Source organism: Mesorhizobium sp. B2-2-4 (genome assembly GCF_006442375.1).
Taxonomy (GTDB): Bacteria; Pseudomonadota; Alphaproteobacteria; order Rhizobiales; family Rhizobiaceae; genus Mesorhizobium.
This window is the reverse complement of the sequence record NZ_VFWB01000001.1, coordinates 257,882-274,899: the sequence shown is the minus strand read 5'-3', so window position 1 is coordinate 274,899 and position 17,018 is coordinate 257,882. Positions and strand designations below refer to the sequence as shown.

Annotated in this window: 16 protein-coding genes; 14 read left to right on the top strand and 2 right to left on the bottom strand. The window is 64.6% G+C overall.

The window, feature by feature from the left end; genetic code table 11:
- The first annotated feature begins 33 nt into the window (after nucleotides 1-33).
- The 4 genes from alr to FJ959_RS01410 all read left to right on the top strand — a co-directional run bounded on the left by alr (nucleotide 34) and on the right by FJ959_RS01410 (nucleotide 3,808).
- Nucleotides 34-1,173 (top strand): alanine racemase, encoded by a 1,140-nt coding sequence (alr, locus tag FJ959_RS01425; RefSeq protein WP_140628077.1) that lies wholly within the window; start codon nucleotides 34-36, stop codon nucleotides 1,171-1,173.
- A gap of 275 nt (nucleotides 1,174-1,448) precedes the next feature.
- Nucleotides 1,449-1,871: a nucleoside diphosphate kinase regulator gene (gene rnk, locus FJ959_RS01420; RefSeq protein ID WP_140580115.1), complete on the top strand. Its 423-nt coding sequence runs from the start codon at nucleotides 1,449-1,451 to the stop codon at nucleotides 1,869-1,871.
- 14 nt (nucleotides 1,872-1,885) lie between these two features.
- Nucleotides 1,886-2,428, top strand: coding sequence for a nucleoside-diphosphate kinase (locus FJ959_RS01415; RefSeq protein WP_140628075.1), 543 nt, complete (start codon nucleotides 1,886-1,888; stop codon nucleotides 2,426-2,428).
- A 123-nt stretch (nucleotides 2,429-2,551) separates the two neighbouring features.
- Nucleotides 2,552-3,808, top strand: a complete 1,257-nt coding sequence (locus FJ959_RS01410) for a D-amino acid dehydrogenase (RefSeq protein WP_140525021.1) — start codon at nucleotides 2,552-2,554, stop codon at nucleotides 3,806-3,808.
- A 224-nt stretch (nucleotides 3,809-4,032) separates the two neighbouring features.
- Here FJ959_RS01410 and FJ959_RS01405 read toward each other — a convergent pair whose 3' ends face one another.
- On the bottom strand, nucleotides 4,033-4,914 hold the full coding sequence (locus FJ959_RS01405) for a LysR family transcriptional regulator (RefSeq protein ID WP_140517524.1): 882 nt from the start codon (nucleotides 4,912-4,914) through the stop codon (nucleotides 4,033-4,035).
- A gap of 222 nt (nucleotides 4,915-5,136) precedes the next feature.
- Between FJ959_RS01405 and FJ959_RS01400 the strand changes: the two genes are divergently transcribed.
- Entirely contained in the window at nucleotides 5,137-6,633 is a 1,497-nt protein-coding gene (locus FJ959_RS01400; RefSeq protein ID WP_140493051.1) for a CoA-acylating methylmalonate-semialdehyde dehydrogenase, read from the top strand.
- Between the two features lie 439 nt (nucleotides 6,634-7,072).
- Complete coding sequence (locus FJ959_RS01395; protein WP_140517526.1) at nucleotides 7,073-7,372, top strand: hypothetical protein; 300 nt, start codon at nucleotides 7,073-7,075, stop codon at nucleotides 7,370-7,372.
- An 85-nt stretch (nucleotides 7,373-7,457) separates the two neighbouring features.
- Here FJ959_RS01395 and FJ959_RS01390 read toward each other — a convergent pair whose 3' ends face one another.
- Entirely contained in the window at nucleotides 7,458-8,108 is a 651-nt protein-coding gene (locus FJ959_RS01390; RefSeq protein ID WP_224655912.1) for a GntR family transcriptional regulator, read from the bottom strand.
- A gap of 110 nt (nucleotides 8,109-8,218) precedes the next feature.
- On the opposite strand from FJ959_RS01390, the gene FJ959_RS01385 reads away from it, so the two are divergent.
- The 8 genes from FJ959_RS01385 (at nucleotide 8,219) to FJ959_RS01350 (ending at nucleotide 16,907) form a co-directional block, all read left to right on the top strand.
- Nucleotides 8,219-9,112: a dihydrodipicolinate synthase family protein gene (locus FJ959_RS01385; RefSeq protein ID WP_140628069.1), complete on the top strand. Its 894-nt coding sequence runs from the start codon at nucleotides 8,219-8,221 to the stop codon at nucleotides 9,110-9,112.
- Between the two features lie 48 nt (nucleotides 9,113-9,160).
- Nucleotides 9,161-10,453 (top strand): FAD-binding oxidoreductase, encoded by a 1,293-nt coding sequence (locus FJ959_RS01380; protein ID WP_181171956.1) that lies wholly within the window; start codon nucleotides 9,161-9,163, stop codon nucleotides 10,451-10,453.
- Nucleotides 10,454-10,469: 16 nt separating this feature from the next.
- Nucleotides 10,470-11,471 carry a 4-hydroxyproline epimerase gene (locus FJ959_RS01375; protein ID WP_140628063.1) on the top strand — a complete coding sequence of 334 codons (1,002 nt, stop codon included), beginning with the start codon at nucleotides 10,470-10,472 and terminating at the stop codon, nucleotides 11,469-11,471.
- Nucleotides 11,472-11,806: 335 nt separating this feature from the next.
- Nucleotides 11,807-12,709, top strand: a complete 903-nt coding sequence (locus FJ959_RS01370; protein ID WP_140493067.1) for a branched-chain amino acid ABC transporter permease LivH — start codon at nucleotides 11,807-11,809, stop codon at nucleotides 12,707-12,709.
- A gap of 4 nt (nucleotides 12,710-12,713) precedes the next feature.
- Nucleotides 12,714-14,312: a high-affinity branched-chain amino acid ABC transporter permease LivM gene (livM, locus tag FJ959_RS01365; RefSeq protein ID WP_140493070.1), complete on the top strand. Its 1,599-nt coding sequence runs from the start codon at nucleotides 12,714-12,716 to the stop codon at nucleotides 14,310-14,312.
- Nucleotides 14,312-15,814: an ATP-binding cassette domain-containing protein gene (locus FJ959_RS01360; RefSeq protein WP_140493073.1), complete on the top strand. Its 1,503-nt coding sequence runs from the start codon at nucleotides 14,312-14,314 to the stop codon at nucleotides 15,812-15,814. The genes livM and FJ959_RS01360 overlap by 1 nt, the downstream gene beginning before the upstream one ends.
- Nucleotides 15,814-16,542, top strand: a complete 729-nt coding sequence (locus FJ959_RS01355) for an ABC transporter ATP-binding protein (RefSeq protein ID WP_140628060.1) — start codon at nucleotides 15,814-15,816, stop codon at nucleotides 16,540-16,542. Before FJ959_RS01360 ends, FJ959_RS01355 begins: the two co-directional genes overlap by 1 nt.
- Nucleotides 16,543-16,559: 17 nt before the next feature.
- Entirely contained in the window at nucleotides 16,560-16,907 is a 348-nt protein-coding gene (locus tag FJ959_RS01350; RefSeq protein ID WP_140493080.1) for a DUF6867 family protein, read from the top strand.
- Nucleotides 16,908-17,018: the final 111 nt, after the last annotated feature.

The following is a 17,018-nucleotide window of genomic DNA, read 5'->3' as shown; positions in this document are numbered from 1 at the left end:
TATTGATGTCCATCCGCCACAAGAAGGGCCGCCATGCACGACGCCCCCAAAAGATCGCTGCCCGAGGAAGCCGACGCCACAAGCGAGGCTGCTGCCGGGGCCATCCTCACCATCGACCTTGGCGCGATCCGCGAAAATTACCGGCGGCTGAAGGCGCGGCTGGGCGGCGTGCGCTGCGCGGGCGTGGTCAAGGCCGACGGCTACGGTCTCGGCGCCGCGCAAGTGGCATCGGCGCTGATGAAGGAAGGCTGCGACATCTTCTTCGTCGCGCTGCTGTCCGAAGGCATCGCGCTGCGCAAGGCGGTGGGGGCCGGACCGGACATCTACGTGCTGAACGGGCTGCCGCCGGGTTCCGAGCCGGAAGCGGTGGCGGCTGGCTTGTGCGCTGTCATCAACAGTGGCGCACAGTTGCAAGCTTGGCGCGCAGCGACACACCGCGCCGGGCGCCGGCTCCCGGCTGCCGTCCAGGTCGACAGCGGCATGTCGCGGCTTGGAATGGCCCCAGCCGAGGTCGAGGCGGTGGCCGGGGATGTCGGCGCTTTCGATGGCATTGACGTCAGATATGTGATGAGCCACCTGGCCTGCGCCGATGAACCGCGCCACCCGGCCAATGAACAGCAGAGGCTGGCATTCGCGCGGTTGCGTGCCATGCTACCCGTGGCGCCGGCCTCGCTTGCCAACTCCTCCGGCATCTTTCTAGGCCCGCTTTATCATTGCGATCTCGCCCGGCCCGGTGCCGCCCTCTACGGCATCAACCCGACGCCTGGCCAAGCCAACCCGATGCTGCCCGTGGTCGGGCTGCAGGCCAAGGTGGCGCAGACGCGCAGTGTCCAAAAGGGCACTGGCGTCGGCTATGGCCACAGTTACCATGCGCAGGGCCCGCTCAGCCTGGCGACGATTTCATTCGGCTATGCGGACGGCTGGCTGCGCCGCTCCGCTTCGGCCGCATGGTTCGAGGCGGTGCGCCTGCCTTTCCTCGGGCGCGTGTCGATGGATTCGATCATTCTCGACATTTCCGCCTTGCCGCCCGGCCGGCTCGGAGAGGGCGACCTGGTGGAGTTGCTAGGGCCCTCACAGAGCGTCGACGATGCTGCCGACCATGCCGGCACCATCGGGTATGAAATCCTGGCCAGCCTCGGAACGCGTTTTCACCGGCGCTATCTGGGCGGTTGAGCGGTTTGGCCGCGCTTGACAAGCGGGCGCCATTCGGCAAGCTTTGGCACATGAGCAAGCTCGCTTATATCAAAACCTTCTTCAGGGTCTGCCCGATCGCGGGATCGTAGCCCCGGCGCGGCCGCCTTCCGGCGTCCGTCCGTACCGGGGCATCCATCCATCCACAATCGCCATCAAGCCGAACAGCCCTTCGCGGCTGCCGGCCTTTCATCACGCCGCCGCCAGCGCGCCGGCAGGCGCGCATCCGCTCGATGCGCCGGTCCATGAGGTTTGCCATGCAACACGCGAAAGAACTGCGTCCAAACAGCCATCTTCTGATCAGCGACGCCGACCATGACAGGCTGACGGGCCTGGCCAGGGCTTTGCTCGATCGCGCGCCCGAGACGGCCGAGGAGCTGCTTTCGGAAATGGACAGGGCCGTCGTCACGAACGCGGCGGCGATGCCGGCCGGTGTGGTGCGAATGGGTTCGACGGTGATCGTGCGCGGCGAAAGCGGCGACGCCCAGCGCATCATGCTGGTCTACCCGGGTGAGGCCGACATAGCCGAGAACCGCATCTCGGTGCTGACGCCGATGGGAACCGCGCTCATTGGCGCGAGTGTTGGGCAGGCGGTTTGCTGGAACGGTCGTGGCGGTCGGGAACTGTCAGTGACCGTCGAAGCCGTCGATGCGCCGGCTTCCGGCCTGCAACGAGCTTGATGGCGGAGGCGGTGATGACGAGCACGAATTGCTGCCTGACGACGAAGGACTTCGCCGTCCTCGAAGTCATGCTGGAGCGCCGGCGGGCGTTCGCGGATCCGATCGTGCGCATGCTCGAACACAAGCTTTCACGCGCCGATGTCGTGCCGATCGATTCGGTCGGCCCCGACATCGTTACGCTGAACAGCAGGGTGGTGTTCGGCGTCGATGCCGGTCCCGCCGAAACGCGAACCCTGGTGCAACACGAGGTGCGCGGGCCGGTCGGCTCCAGCCTTTCGGTCGCAACGAGGCGCGGGCTCTGCATGCTTGGCATGGCGCAAGGCCAGACGGCAACGGTCGAACACGTCGACGGCAGGCGGGAGTCGATCCTGATCAAGGCCGTGCTTTACCAGCCGGAAGCTGCCCGGCGCACGATCAGGCAGAAAGACCAGGCTGACGCGCGCCGACCGCACGGGCTCAGGCTCGTCTACAGTGCCGCAGCCGATTGGCGGCCTCTTGGCGAGACGGCCGGAATGCGGCAGACAGAAGAAGACGACCCCGGTCCCTCGGCGGCGTGAATGGGCAACGGCGCGTGGTCTCGAAGATCGACATCGATTTTCGCTCGGGATCATGCGCAAATCGAAAATACGGCCGCGTCCACGGGCGTCCTGAGGACGCTCGGCGCGGCAAGGAGTGAATGAATGAAAATCATGGTGCTGGGCAGTGGCGTGATCGGGGTGACCACGGCCTATTATCTCGCCGAGGCTGGCCACGAGGTGACCGTGATCGACCGCCAGAAAGGGCCGGGACTGGAAACCAGCTTCGCCAATGCCGGCGAGATTTCGCCCGGCTATGCCTCGCCTTGGGCCGGGCCCGGTATCCCCCTCAAGGCAATCAAATGGCTGCTGATGAAGCATGGTCCGCTGGTGGTGCGGCCGGCCTTCGATCCGCATATGTGGACGTGGCTGGTCAAGATGCTGCGCAACTGCACCGCCGAACGCTACGCGGTCAACAAGTCGCGCATGGTGCCGCTGGCCGAATACAGCCGCGACACGCTGAAGGCGCTGCGCGAGGCGACCGGCATAGCCTATGACGAGCGGACGCAGGGCACGCTGCAGCTGTTTCGCACGCAAAAGCAGCTCGACGGCACATCAGGCGATGTCGAGGTGCTGAAGAGATATGGCGTGCCCTACGAAATCCTCGACCAAGACGGCTGCATCGCGGCGGAACCGGCTCTGGCCGCGGTGCGCGAAAAATTCGTCGGCGGCCTGAGGCTGCCGGGCGACGAGACCGGTGACTGCAAGATGTTCACCGACAGGCTGGCCGAGCTTTGCGTGGCACGCGGGGTCAAGTTCGAATACGACACGACGATATGGCGCGTCATCCGCAGCCGCAACCGCGTCAACAATATGAGCACCAGCAAGGGCTGGCTGTCCGCCGATGCCTATGTGATGGCGCTGGGCAGCTATTCGGCGGACTTCATGCGCCGGATGAAGCGGCCGATCCCGGTCTATCCGGTCAAGGGCTATTCGATCACGGTGCCGATCAAGGATGCCGCCGCCGCACCGGTGTCGACGGTGATGGACGAAACCTACAAGGTCGCGATCACGAGGCTCGGCGACCGCATCCGCGTCGGCGGCACGGCCGAGATTTCCGGGTTCGACCTCCGGCTGCACGAATCGCGACGGCGCACGCTCGAACACTCGGTCGGCGACCTGTTCCCGGGAGCCGGCGCCATGCGGGAGGCGACGTTCTGGTGCGGCCTGCGGCCGATGACGCCGGACGGGCCGCCGCTGATCGGGCGCACGGAGCTTTCCAATCTCTACCTCAACACCGGCCATGGAACGCTCGGCTGGACCATGGCCTGCGGCTCGGCCAAGGTGCTGGCCGACATCATCTCGAACAAAGTGCCCGATATCGACGCCCGCGCGCTGGCGCAGGAGCGCTATCTGAAATAGACGCCGCCCGCTCGCCATCGGCGGGCGCGGCCGGGGGATATCGCGCCAGAACGCCTGTTTCACCCAGCCCTCGTCGAACAGCAGCCGGTAAGCCCACGGGATGGTCACTTCGGTGGCGACCGATTGGAATGGGCGAGATACTCGTCATCTGGCGAAGAAGGCGGGGTCGAGCACCATCATGCCGTTCTCCGTGTCGTGGAAGAAGCTGCGATGGCCGACATGCGTCAGACGAAAAGATTTCTCTCCCGCTCCACCGCCTTTGTGATGAAGGAGGCAACGATCTGGACGCGGCGCAGCGGCCTGACCGATTCGTGATAGACCAGCCAGTAGGCACGGCGGATGGGCGCCACCACGTCGACGGCCACCAGTTCCGGCATCGAGCGGGCGACGAAAGTGTGCAGGATGCCGATGCCGGCGCCCGACCGAACCGCTTCGGCCTGCCCGAGCGCGGAGGAAATGGCGAAGCTGGTGCGCCAGTCCGCGCTGAATTCGGCGGCGTAGTCGAGCGATGGGCTGACGATGAGGTCCGGCACATAGCCGATCAATGTGTGCCGTCCCAGCTCGGCAGCGGTCTGGGGCAGGCCGTGGGCTTCAGCATAGGCACGTGAGGCAAACAGGCCGAGCGAGTAGTCGACCAGCTTGCCCGCTACCAGCCGGCCCTCGGTCGGGCGCTCGACGGTGATGGCAATGTCGGCCTCGCGGCGAGACAGGGAGAAGGAGCGCGGCACTGGTACGAGCTGAATCGTCAATTCACGGTGCAGCGCGGTCAGTGCGCCGAGGCGCCGGGCGAGGAACGCGACGCCAAACCCGTCCGGCGCGCCGATCCGCACCGTGCCCGAAACGTCGTCGCCTTCGCCTGATATTGTCGAGCGGGCGGCGATCATGTCGCCCTCCATGCGCTCGGCAATGTCGAGGAAGCGCTCGCCGGCGGGCGTCAGCTCGCTGCCGGTGGTCAGCCGGCGAAAGAGTTTCGTGCGCAGCGCGTCTTCAAGTGCGGCGATGCGGCGCGAGACGGTGGCGTGATTGAGTTCCAGGCGCCTCGCCGCGCCAAGGATTTGCCCGGCGCGCGCCACGGCGAGAAAGATGCGGACGTCATCCCAGTTCATGGGGATGGTCCGGATGACAATTTTCAATGTCGCGTTCTGTGGTGAAGGAACTCAACCTGCCAATCCTTGGGCGTCGTCTTCGTGATCCTTCCCATTTGCGAGAATTGATGCTCTCCCGTCAACCGTTGTCTATTTTCCGCACAACGGTTGCGTTCTCCCTCGCGTTGCCATCGGCGTGCCAAAGGCGGACAATGCACCATCACAAACCCAGGGAGAGACATCATGATCGAATACGGTCATTTCATCGGCGGCAAGCGTGTCGCCGGCACCAGCGGTCGCAAGCAGGACGTGATGCAGCCGATGGACGGCTCTGTGCGCGGCACAGTGGCGCTGGCCTCGCAGGCGGAACTGCGCGCGGCGGTCGAGAACGCCAAGGCGGCGCAGCCGAAATGGGCCGCGACCAACCCGCAGCGCCGCGTGCGCGTCCTTATGAAGTTCCTTGAACTGGTCGCCCGCGACTATGACGAACTGGCCGACATCCTGGCGCGCGAGCACGGCAAGACGATCGCCGATGCCAGGGGCGACATCCAGCGCGGCCTCGAAGTGGTCGAGGTCTGCATCGGCGCGCCGCACATGATGAAGGGTGAATTCACCGACGGTGCCGGCCCCGGCATCGACGTCTATTCGATGCGCCAGCCGCTCGGCGTCGTCGCCGGCATCACGCCGTTTAACTTTCCGGCGATGATCCCGCTGTGGAAGATCGCGCCGGCGATCGCCTGCGGCAACGCCTTCATCCTGAAGCCTTCCGAGCGCGACCCGGGCGTGCCGATCCGCATCGCCGAGCTGTTCATCGAGGCGGGCCTGCCTGCCGGTATCCTCAACGTCGTCAACGGCGACAAGGAAGTCGTCGACGCCATCCTTGACGACCCCGATATCAAGGCTATCGGCTTCGTCGGCTCGACGCCGATCGCTCATTACATCTATTCGCGCGGCACTGCGTCAGGCAAGCGCGTGCAGTGCTTCGGCGGCGCCAAGAACCACATGATCATCATGCCCGACGCCGACATGGACCAGACCGTCGATGCACTGATCGGCGCCGGCTACGGCTCGGCCGGCGAGCGCTGCATGGCGATCTCGGTGGCGGTCCCTGTCGGCAACGACACCGCCAACCGGCTGATGGAAAAACTGGTGCCGCGCGTCGAAAGCCTGAAGGTCGGCCCCTCGACGGATTCCGCCGCCGATTTTGGCCCGCTGGTCACCGCTCAGGCGCTGGAGCGGGTGAAGGGCTATGTCGATATCGGCGTCAAGGAAGGCGCCAAGCTGGTCGTCGACGGTCGCGGCTTCAAGATGCAGGGCTACGAGAACGGCTACTATATGGGCGGCTGCCTGTTCGACAACGTCACGTCGGACATGCGCATCTACAAGGAAGAGATCTTCGGGCCGGTGCTGTCGGTGGTGCGCGCGCCGACCTACGAGAACGCCATCAAGCTCGCCAATGACCACGAGATGGGCAATGGCGTCGCCATCTACACGCGCGACGGCGACGCCGCGCGAGACTTTGCTTCCAGGGTGCAGGTCGGCATGGTCGGCGTCAACGTGCCGATCCCGGTGCCGATCGCCTACTACACGTTCGGTGGCTGGAAGGCGTCGTCCTTCGGCGACCTCAACCAGCACGGTCCGGACGCGTTCCGCTTCTACACCAAGACCAAGACGGTCACCTCGCGCTGGCCGTCCGGCATCAAGGACGGAGCCGATTTCGTCATCCCGACGATGAACTAGCCGGACGCTTGTCTGCTTGCGCGTCCTCGCCTTCGGCTGCGGGGCGCGCGGGCCGGCATCAAGGACGGGGCCGATTTCGTCATCCCGACGATGAACTAGCCGGACGCTTGTCCGATAGCGCGTCCTCGCCTTTGGCTGCGGGCGCGCGGGCCGGCATCAAGGACGGGGCCGAGTTCGTCATCCCGACGATGAACTAGCCGGACGCTTGTCCGCTTGCGCGTCCTTCGGCTGCGGCCGCGCGGGCCGGCAGGACCACCCAAAAATCTACGGCCCGAGTCCCCTGGCTCGGGCCGTTTATTTTGCAAACGCTAATGTGATGGAACCGGCGAGGGCGCCAGGACTTAGAGCTACGATCCTGCCCTGGAGGAGGCATGGCAGGCAACCAGAGCGCCGACGGCTGACCGTTAGCATCGCATCGTCGGGCGCAAGGAGGTGTCCGATGGCACAACGTCTTATGTCCATGCTGCTATGCGCCGCGGCGGCGCTATCGATAGGGCCGGCGAATGCAGCCGGGCAATGTGCGGCACGCGCCGACATCGTCAAGGCGCTCGGCGAGAATTTCCACGAAAGCGAGGCCGGGCGTGGCCTGATCAATCCCAACGTGGTGCTTGAGGTATTCGTTTCCGAACAGGGCAGTTGGACCGTCCTCGCCTCCGACACCAAGGGCCAGAGTTGCATCCTGTCCGTGGGCGAGGGCTGGGACAGCCCGACGATCAAGGCGGCCTTGCCAGGAGCCTGAGGCGCATCGCGTCTAAGCGGTTCAGGCGACGCGTAGGCTTGGGCATGCACTGTCCTGAACCGGGGTCGGTGTCTGGCGGTATGCTTCAACGTGTGGCGGCCGCCTCGGCATGGGCGCGCAGCAATGCCATCAGCCGCTTGGCATCCTTCGCGGCGGCTTCCTCGTCACCGTGGACAATCGAGCGGATCAGCGCGACGTGATGCTCGGCCGATTCCGCCAGGCCGGTATCGGCCTTGTAGCGGAACCAGAAGCGGCGGCTGTGGGTCTGCAGCGGGGCAGCCAGCCTGGCCGCGAACGGGTTGTCGGCAGCCCGCGCCAGCGCCTCGTCCAGCGTCTTGTCGGCCTGGATGAAGGCAAGCACGTTGCCGGAGATGACAGCCTTCTGCATGGCAAGCGCGGCATCGTGGAAGAGGTCGGCTGCGTCGCGGGTGACGAAGCGCGCCGCGGAGCGGGCCAGCACCACCTCGACGCCGCGGCGCGCGTCGAGGACGCGCAGCCAGTCGCCGGGGTGCAGCGGCGCGATGGCGATGCCTGCGCGCGGCCGCACGTCGAGCAGTCCTTCCCAGGCCAGCCTCTGGATCGCCTCGCGCACCGGCGTACGGCCGAGCGCCAGCTTCTCGATCAGGCCGCCTTCAGTGACGAAACTCGCCGGCGCCAGTTCGAGCGTGACAATCATATGCTCGAGCATGCGGTAGGCCTTGGTCGCAGCTGGCTCGAACGCAGCGCTCCTCTGCATGGATATCAAAGGCGGTCTCCTGATATATTTTGCATATATCATAGGAGAATCCGTGTTGACAGCGGCTTTCTTAATAGATATACGGCTGATATATCAGAGGAGCGATGACCATGTGGACCGGAGTTTTCCCAGCCGTCACGACTAAATTCACCACGGACGACCGCCTCGACCATGCCGAGATGGAGCGCTGCTTCGGCTTGCAGATGGAGGCCGGCTGCGACGGCATCATCGTCTGCGGATCGCTCGGCGAAGGGCCGATGCTGTCCCATGACGAAAAGATTGAAGTGCTGAAAACCGCGCAGAAGGTGGCTGGCAAGAAACCGGTGCTGCTGACGGTGAACGAGGCCGGGACACGCGAGGCCGCCAGCATCGCCCGCCGCGGCGCCAAGGAAGGCGCCAACGGCCTGATGGTGGTGCCCAGCCCGATCTACCATACCAATGCGGAAGAGACGGTGGCGGCGCTGCGCGCCGTCGCGGAGGCCGGCGACTTGCCGGTCATGATCTATTCCAACCGGCTCGCCTACCGCGTGGATGTCACCGTCGACCAGATGGAGGAGCTGGCGTCGGACGAGCGCTTCGTCGCCATCAAGGAATCCTCCGACGACATCAGGCGCTCGACCGAGATCATCAATCGCCTGGGCAGCCGCTACGACCTGTTTACCGGCGTCGACAATCTCGCTTTCGAGGCGCTGTCGGTGGGCGCCATCGGCTGGGTGGCCGGTCTCGTCACCGCCTTCCCGCGCGAGACGGTGGCGATCTACCAGCTGATGCAGCGGGGCCGCCGCGAAGAGGCGCTCGCCATCTATCGCTGGTTCCGGCCGCTGCTTGATCTCGACGTCTCGACCTATCTGGTGCAGAACATCAAGCTTGCCGAGGTGTTCGCCATTCAAACCAACGACCGCGTCCGCATGCCGCGCCAGCCGCTGTCGGGCGAGCGCCGCAAGGCGGTCGAGAAGATCGTCAAGAACGCACTGGCGGTGCGGCCGACACTACCGGCGTTCTGAGGCTTTCTTCCGAGAGGCGGCGCCCAGGTGACAGGAAGTTCCAAATCGATGGAAGCGCGGCGGCGCCCCGCCCTGCGGGCGCCTTCCCCCCGTGAACAGGGGGAAGCAATGGATATCGCCATCGTCGGCGGCGGCATCATCGGCATCTGCGCGGCGGCGTTTCTTGCCGAGGCGGGGCGAAACGTCACGGTCTACGACCGCACCGGCATCTGCGAGGAGACGAGCTCCGGCAATGCCGCCGCCTTCGCCTTTTCCGACGTGCTGCCACTGGCGCACAAGGGCATGCTCCGGCAATTGCCGAAATGGCTGGCCGATCCGCTCGGCCCGCTCGCCATCCCGCCCGCCTACCTGCCGAAGCTGCTGCCCTGGCTGATCCGCTTCTGGCGTGCCGGCTCGGCGAAGCACTACGAGGCTGGCCTGGCGGCGCAGGCCGCAATGATGGCGCTCGCCGAGGCCGAATGGATGGGCCTGCTCGACCGCTCCGGCACGAGGCGGATGCTGCGCGAGGATGGCTCGCTCGAACTCTACGAAAGCGGGGCCGAATTCCAGGCCTCGCTGTCCGGCTGGGCGGCGCGCCAGCGCTTCGGCATCGGCTTCCGCCATGTCGGCGGCGAGGAGCTGGCGGAGCTGCAGCCCGGCCTGTCGCCGCGTTTCGGCAAGGGCACGTTCGTGCCGGGCTGGAAGACGGTCGCCGATCCAAAACTGCTCGGCAAGGCGATCTGGGACTATGCGCAATCCAAGGGCGCGCGGTTCGAGAAGGCCCGCATCGCCGGCGTCGCCGCGGACGGGAACGGCGCGACGTTGACGCTGGCCGACGGCACGACGCGGCAAGCCCGGCAACTGGTCGTCACCGCCGGCGCCTGGTCGCATCTGCTGGCGCGGCAGCTCGGCGACCGCATTCCGCTCGAAACCGAGCGCGGCTACAACACGACGTTGCCAAAGACCGCCTTCGAGGTGAAGCGGATGCTGATCTTCTCCGGCCAAGGCTTCGTCATCACGCCGCTCGACACGGGCCTGCGCATCGGCGGCGCGGTCGAGCTCGGCGGCATCGAGCGGCCGCCCAACTACGCGCGCTCGAAGGCGCTGCTGCGCAAGGCGCAAGACTTCCTGCCGGGCCTCGATCCTTCGGGCGGACGCGAATGGATGGGGTTTCGTCCCTCGCTGCCGGATTCATTGCCTGTCGTCGGCCGCGCATCGGGAAGCCGGCCGGTGGTCTACGCTTTCGGCCACGGCCATCTTGGCCTGACCCAGGCTGCTGCGACGGGACGGTTGATCCGCGAGCTTGTCCTGGGGCAGACTCCGCCGATCGACGTGGCCCCCTTCAGTCCACAACGGTTTTGATTTTTCGAGGAGCGTCATGGCCAGGAAATCCTTCTTCTGCATCGACGGCCACACCTGCGGCAACCCGGTGCGGCTGGTCGCCGGCGGCGGCCCGCTGCTCCAGGGTTCGACGATGATGGAGCGGCGCGCACATTTCCTGGCCGAATATGACTGGATCCGCACCGGCCTGATGTTCGAGCCGCGCGGCCACGATGTCATGTCCGGCTCGATCCTCTACCCGCCGACGCGTGAGGATTGCGACATCGCCATCCTGTTCATCGAGACCTCGGGCTGCCTGCCAATGTGCGGCCACGGCACCATCGGCACGGTGACGATGGCCATCGAGCACGGGCTGATCAAGCCGACGACGCCCGGCGTGCTCAGGCTCGACACACCGGCCGGCCTGGTCATCGCCGAATACAAACAGGTCGGCGAATATGTCGAAGAGGTGCGCATCACCAACGTGCCCTCCTTCCTCCATGCCGAGGGCCTGACGGTCGAATGCCCCGGGCTCGGCGAGATCGTCGTCGACGTCGCCTATGGCGGCAATTTCTACGCCATCGTCGAGCCGCAGAAAAACTATCGCGACATGGCAGACCATTCGGCGGGCGACCTCATCGCCTGGAGCCCGGTGGTGCGGCAGCGGCTCAACGAGAAATACTCTTTCGTGCATCCGGAGAATCCGCGCATCAACCGGCTGTCGCACATGCTGTGGACCGGCGAGCCGACGGTGTCGGGTGCGGACGCGCGCAACGCGGTCTTCTACGGCGACAAGGCGATCGACCGCTCACCGTGCGGCACGGGCACCTCGGCACGCATGGCGCAGCTCCATGCCAAGGGCAAGCTCAAGGCCGGCGATGCGTTCGTCCATGAATCGATCATCGGCTCGCTGTTCAAGGGCAAGGTTGAAAAAGACGTCACGGTCGCAGGCAAGCCGGCGATCATTCCCTCGATCGGCGGCTGGGCGCGCATGACCGGGCTCAACACGATCTTCATCGATGACCGCGATCCGTTCGCGCACGGCTTCGTCGTCAAATAGGCGATTCATCACGCTGCGGAAGGTCGGGAAGGACAAAAAGGATTGCTGTCACGAGCGCAACGAATCGTCTCATCAACTTATTTTGACGGCGATTTCTTCGAAATGGAGCGCATGATGACGCTTAATCGTCAAAGACATTGCGTTATGCCAATGATAGGGTCCGCGATAGTCCAGGGGGCGGGTGCGAAAAAACGGGCAATCGAACGGCGTGCAGTCGGAAACACGCATGACGATCAAAAAATGACGTTGCAATCCCGTCTCGAAACCTTACGACTAGGGGAAATACGAAAAGGAATGCGTCTGCATGGGCGACATTCCAGGGGAGCCATGTACACATGCAGTATTTTGTCCAGCAGCTTATCAATGGGCTGACGCTGGGATCGATCTATGGGCTGATCGCGATCGGCTACACGATGGTCTACGGCATCATCGGCATGATCAACTTTGCTCATGGCGATATCTTCATGGTGGGCGCTTTCACGGCGCTGATCGTTTTCCTCATCCTGGGCGCCCTGTTCTATTCGGTTCCCGTGGTCATCGCGCTGCTGGTGATGATGATCGTGGCGATGCTGCTGACCAGCCTCTACAACTGGACGATCGAGAAGGTGGCCTACCGGCCGCTGCGCGGCTCGTTCCGGCTGGCGCCGCTGATCACCGCCATCGGCATGTCGATCGCGCTGTCGAATTTCGTGCAGGTGACGCAAGGCCCGCGCAACAAGCCGATCCCGCCGATGGTGTCGAAGGTCTACAACATCGAGGGTATCAGCGTGTCGCTGAAGCAGATCATCATCGTCGTCGTCACCGCGTTGCTCTTGGTGTTGTTCTGGTACCTGGTCAACAAGACCTCGCTTGGCCGGGCGCAGCGCGCCTGCGAGCAGGACCGCAAGATGGCGGCGCTGCTCGGCATCGATGTCGACCGCACCATCTCGATCACCTTCATCATGGGCGCGGCACTTGCCGCCGTCGCCGGCACGCTGTTCCTGATGTATTACGGCGTCATCGCCTTCTCGGACGGCTTCGTGCCCGGCGTGAAGGCATTCACCGCAGCGGTGCTGGGCGGCATCGGTTCGTTGCCGGGCGCGGTGCTGGGCGGCCTTTTGATCGGCTTCATCGAGAGCATGTGGTCGGCCTATTTCTCGATCGACTACAAGGATGTCGCCGCCTTCTCGATCTTGGCTATCGTGCTGATCTTCCTGCCTTCCGGCATTCTCGGCCGGCCAGAAGTCGAAAAGGTCTGAGATCATGGCCGTCACCGTATCTCCCGAGCGCGACACCGTCGCAGCCACGCCCATGCAGCGCGCCTTGCGCGAGGCCTTCTATGCCGGTGCCATCGCGCTCGGCCTGTTCGTGCTGTTCATCGGGCTCAAGACCGACCAGAACATCTCAAACGAGCTGATCCTGGTGCAGCGCTGGGGGTTGCTCGCCGCAGTGGTCATCGCCACGGCCGTCGGACGCTTCCTCTATGTCGCCTACGGCCAGCCCTTTTTGGCCAACCAGAAGATCGCCGACGTCGCCACCGGCTTGCTGCCGGCCAGCGTGGCGTCGCGCTTCTTCCTCTTTCCAGCCTTCATCGTGGCCGTCATCGTCGCGGCGCTGCTGTTCGTCTTCAGCAGGTCTCTCGCCGGCTGGGTAGGGGCGGAGCCGGCCGGCTATCTGCAATTCCTGCGCGCCCTTGCGGTCATCTACGCGCTGGCCTGCGTGATCTACTATTTCCGCGGCTTCATCCATGCCAACTTCACAAAACTCGGCATCGCCGCACTGGTGCTCTATCCGATCATTGTCGTGGGCATGCTGTCGCTGATGTCGTGGTCGCTCGTCGGCGGGCTGCAAGGGTCGCTGAAATGGGTCGATAATTTCGGCATCCAGATCCTGATCTATGTCATGCTGGCCTGGGGGCTGAACATCGTCGTCGGTCTGGCCGGCCTGCTCGACCTCGGCTATGTCGCCTTCTATGCCGTCGGCGCCTATGCCTATGCGCTGCTCGGCACGCATTACGGCCTCTCCTTCTGGATCCTCCTGCCGGCCGCAGGCGCCATGGCCGCCTTCTGGGGCGTGCTGCTCGGCTTTCCGGTGCTGCGCCTGCGCGGCGACTACCTGGCCATCGTGACGCTTGCCTTCGGCGAGATCATCCGGCTGGTGATCATCAACTGGCGCGAGGTGACCAATGGCTCGGCCGGCATTTCCGGCATCCCGAAGGTCACCTTCTTCGGCCTGATGAGCTTCAACGTCTCGGATCCGAACTATATCGGCAAGGTGCTGAACATCGCCACATCAAGCGCCTATTACAAGATCTTCCTCTATTACCTCATCCTGGGGCTGGCGCTGCTCACCGCCTTCGTCACGGTCAGGCTGAGGCGCATGCCGGTTGGCCGCGCCTGGGAAGCCTTACGCGAGGACGAGATCGCCTGCCGCTCGCTCGGCATCAACACCACGACCACCAAGCTGACCGCCTTTGCCACCGGTGCCATGTTCGGCGGTTTTGCCGGCTCGTTCTTCGCCGCCCGGCAAGGCTTCGTCAGCCCCGAATCCTTCGTCTTCCTGGAATCGGCGATCATTCTGGCCATCGTCGTGCTTGGCGGCATGGGATCACTGGTCGGCATTGCCGTCGCGGCTCTGGTCATGATCGGCGGCACCGAGGTGCTGCGCGAACTCGACTTCCTCAAGCAGGTCTTCGGACCCGACTTCACGCCGGAACTCTACCGTATGCTGCTGTTCGGCATGGCCATGGTGATCGTCATGCTGTGGAAGCCGCGCGGCTTCGTCGGCAGCCGTGAGCCGACCGCCTTCCTCAAGGTGCGAAGGGCTGTCTCCAGTTCCTTCACCAAGGAGGGGCACGGCTGATGAACGCGAACCCCTCCATGAACGACGCCATCCTGAACGTCGAACACCTGTCGATGAAGTTCGGCGGCCTGGTCGCGATCGGCGACCTGTCCTTCACCGCCAGGCGCGGCGAGATCACCGCGCTGATCGGGCCCAACGGCGCCGGCAAGACCACCGTGTTCAACTGCATCACCGGCTTCTACAAGCCGTCGGAAGGCATGATCACTCTCACCCGGCAGGACGGCTCGATCTACCTGCTCGAACGGCTGCCCAACCATGAGATCCCGGCGCGCGCCAAGGTGGCGCGCACCTTCCAGAACATCCGCCTGTTCTCGGGCATGACGGTGCTCGAGAACCTGCTCGTTGCCCAGCACAACAAGCTGATGAAGGCTTCGGGCTATACGGTGCTCGGCCTGTTCGGCTTCAGCGGTTACCGCAAGGCCTCGGCCGAATCCGTCGAACTTGCCAAGCACTGGCTTGAGAAAGCCGATCTGGTCGACCGCGCCGACGATCCGGCCGGCGACCTGCCCTATGGCGCGCAGCGGCGCCTCGAGATCGCGCGCGCCATGTGCACCGGCCCGGAGCTTCTGTGCCTCGACGAGCCCGCCGCCGGTCTCAATCCAAAGGAATCGGCCGCGCTCAACGACCTGCTGATGGACATCAAGAACAACACCGGCACCTCGATCCTGCTGATCGAGCACGACATGTCGGTGGTCATGCAGATCTCCGATCACGTCGTGGTTCTGGAATACGGCCGCAAGATCTCCGACGGCAATCCGCAGTCGGTGCGCACCGATCCGCGCGTCATCGCCGCCTATCTCGGCGTCGACGACGAGGAGGTCGAGACCGTGCTGACTGAAGTCGGCGACGAGGACGTCATCGAGCAACTCGATACCGGTCCCGATGCCGCGCATGGTCCGGGAACATCGTCGTCCTATCTCGCCGGCCCGGTGAGCGACACGGTCGGCCACAGCGAAGGCGAGCGCATCACGGTGTCGAAGGGCGCCTCGAAGGCGGCGCAGGTCGATGCGCGGGCGGCGAGCGTTGCGGCCAAGGCTGTCGCGCCAGCACCTGCTTCGCGGACCAAGCCGGCGGCGAAGCCGGCCACCAAGGCGAGTGTCAAGACAGGGGCCAAGACGCCGGCCGCGAAGGCCGCGGGCATCTCGAACCGCCTCACGGCGCCCCGCGGCGGCAAAGCCGACAATCTCACCCGCATCAAGGGGATCGGCGCGGTCAACGAGAAGAAGCTCAACGAACACGGCATCTTCCACTTCGACCAGATCGGCGCCTGGAAGAAGGCCGATGTCGAGGCCGTCGAAGCGTATCTCGCCTTTGACGGACGCATCGCCCGCGAAGAATGGGTCAAGCAGGCCAGGCTGCTTAGCCAGGGCAAGGACACGGAATTCTCGCGCCGCGTCGACGCCGGCAAGGTGGCGACGAGCCATGCTTCCGGTAAGCAGGCAGCAAAGCCCGCGACAGGAGCGGGCAAGCCCGTTCGGGCCAAGCGCGGAGGGGGCAAGTGATGGCCGGGAAGACGCTGCTCGATATCAAGGGCGTGCAGACCTATTACGGCAACATCCGTGCGCTGAACGGCGTCGACGTCACCGTCAACGAGGGCGAGATCGTGGCGCTGATCGGCGCCAACGGCGCCGGCAAATCGACGCTGATGATGACCATTTTTGGAGCGCCGCGCGCCCGCGCGGGCACCATCACCTTCGCCGGCGCCGACATCACCCAATTGCCGACGCACGAGATCGCGCGCTTGCGCATTGCCCAGTCGCCGGAAGGCCGGCGCATCTTCCCGCGCATGACGGTGATGGAAAATCTGCAGATGGGCGCCAGCCTCGACAACCTCAAGCACTATGACGAGGACGTCGAGAAGGTGTTCACACTGTTCCCGCGCCTGAAGGAGCGCATCGCCCAGCGCGGCGGCACGCTGTCGGGCGGCGAGCAGCAGATGCTGTCGATCGGGCGCGCGCTGATGGCGCGGCCGAAGCTGCTTCTGCTCGACGAGCCGTCGCTCGGTCTTGCGCCGCTGATCGTCAAACAGATCTTCGATGCCATTCGCGAGCTGAACCGCACGCAGGGGCTGACCGTGTTCCTGGTCGAGCAGAACGCCTTCGGCGCGCTGAAGCTGGCGACGCGCGGCTATGTCATGGTCAACGGCAATGTGACCATGAGCGGCACCGGCAAGGAACTGCTCGCCAATCCGGAAGTGCGCGCCGCCTATCTCGAAGGCGGCCATCACTGAGTTCAGGAGTCCTTACCATGCAAGGCATTCTCTACGAGGAACCGTCCATCTGGCAGTTCTTCTTCGTCACCTGCCTGCTCGGCGGCTGGGCGGCATGGATGACCGGCAAGGCCAGTGCCCAGACCTGGCGCAGCTTCGTCCAGCTGTTCGCCTATCTGCTGGGTCTCGGCATCGGCATCCGCTTCATCCATCACGCGCTGTTCAACGGCACGATGTTCTCGCTGCATTACTATGTCGTCGACACCATCGTACTGATGATCCTCGGCTTCGTCGGCTATCAATACACACGAACCAACCAGATGGTGACACAGTATAATTGGCTCTACGAAAGAGCTTCAATCTTGAGCTGGAAACCGAAAGGTTGACGTTCATCATTAACGCCGTTTCGGGGATGAATCGGCGTGACAAGTGCCTGAAAATCGGCAAACTATGCTTTCTGCGATAAGGGTGGGCATCGCATGAAAGCTTCATCCACG

Bases quoted from the DNA above. Each gene is read 5' to 3' on its own strand.
- alr (WP_140628077.1), top strand. From the start codon at position 34: ATGCACGACGCCCCCAAAAGATCGCTGCCCGAGGAAGCCGACGCCACA.
- rnk (WP_140580115.1), top strand. From the start codon at position 1,449: ATGCAACACGCGAAAGAACTGCGTCCAAACAGCCATCTTCTGATCAGC.
- FJ959_RS01415 (WP_140628075.1), top strand. From the start codon at position 1,886: ATGACGAGCACGAATTGCTGCCTGACGACGAAGGACTTCGCCGTCCTC.
- FJ959_RS01410 (WP_140525021.1), top strand. From the start codon at position 2,552: ATGAAAATCATGGTGCTGGGCAGTGGCGTGATCGGGGTGACCACGGCC.
- FJ959_RS01405 (WP_140517524.1), bottom strand. From the start codon at position 4,914: ATGAACTGGGATGACGTCCGCATCTTTCTCGCCGTGGCGCGCGCCGGG.
- FJ959_RS01400 (WP_140493051.1), top strand. From the start codon at position 5,137: ATGATCGAATACGGTCATTTCATCGGCGGCAAGCGTGTCGCCGGCACC.
- FJ959_RS01395 (WP_140517526.1), top strand. From the start codon at position 7,073: ATGGCACAACGTCTTATGTCCATGCTGCTATGCGCCGCGGCGGCGCTA.
- FJ959_RS01390 (WP_224655912.1), bottom strand. From the start codon at position 8,108: ATGCAGAGGAGCGCTGCGTTCGAGCCAGCTGCGACCAAGGCCTACCGC.
- FJ959_RS01385 (WP_140628069.1), top strand. From the start codon at position 8,219: ATGTGGACCGGAGTTTTCCCAGCCGTCACGACTAAATTCACCACGGAC.
- FJ959_RS01380 (WP_181171956.1), top strand. From the start codon at position 9,161: ATGGAAGCGCGGCGGCGCCCCGCCCTGCGGGCGCCTTCCCCCCGTGAA.
- FJ959_RS01375 (WP_140628063.1), top strand. From the start codon at position 10,470: ATGGCCAGGAAATCCTTCTTCTGCATCGACGGCCACACCTGCGGCAAC.
- FJ959_RS01370 (WP_140493067.1), top strand. From the start codon at position 11,807: ATGCAGTATTTTGTCCAGCAGCTTATCAATGGGCTGACGCTGGGATCG.
- livM (WP_140493070.1), top strand. From the start codon at position 12,714: ATGGCCGTCACCGTATCTCCCGAGCGCGACACCGTCGCAGCCACGCCC.
- FJ959_RS01360 (WP_140493073.1), top strand. From the start codon at position 14,312: ATGAACGCGAACCCCTCCATGAACGACGCCATCCTGAACGTCGAACAC.
- FJ959_RS01355 (WP_140628060.1), top strand. From the start codon at position 15,814: ATGGCCGGGAAGACGCTGCTCGATATCAAGGGCGTGCAGACCTATTAC.
- FJ959_RS01350 (WP_140493080.1), top strand. From the start codon at position 16,560: ATGCAAGGCATTCTCTACGAGGAACCGTCCATCTGGCAGTTCTTCTTC.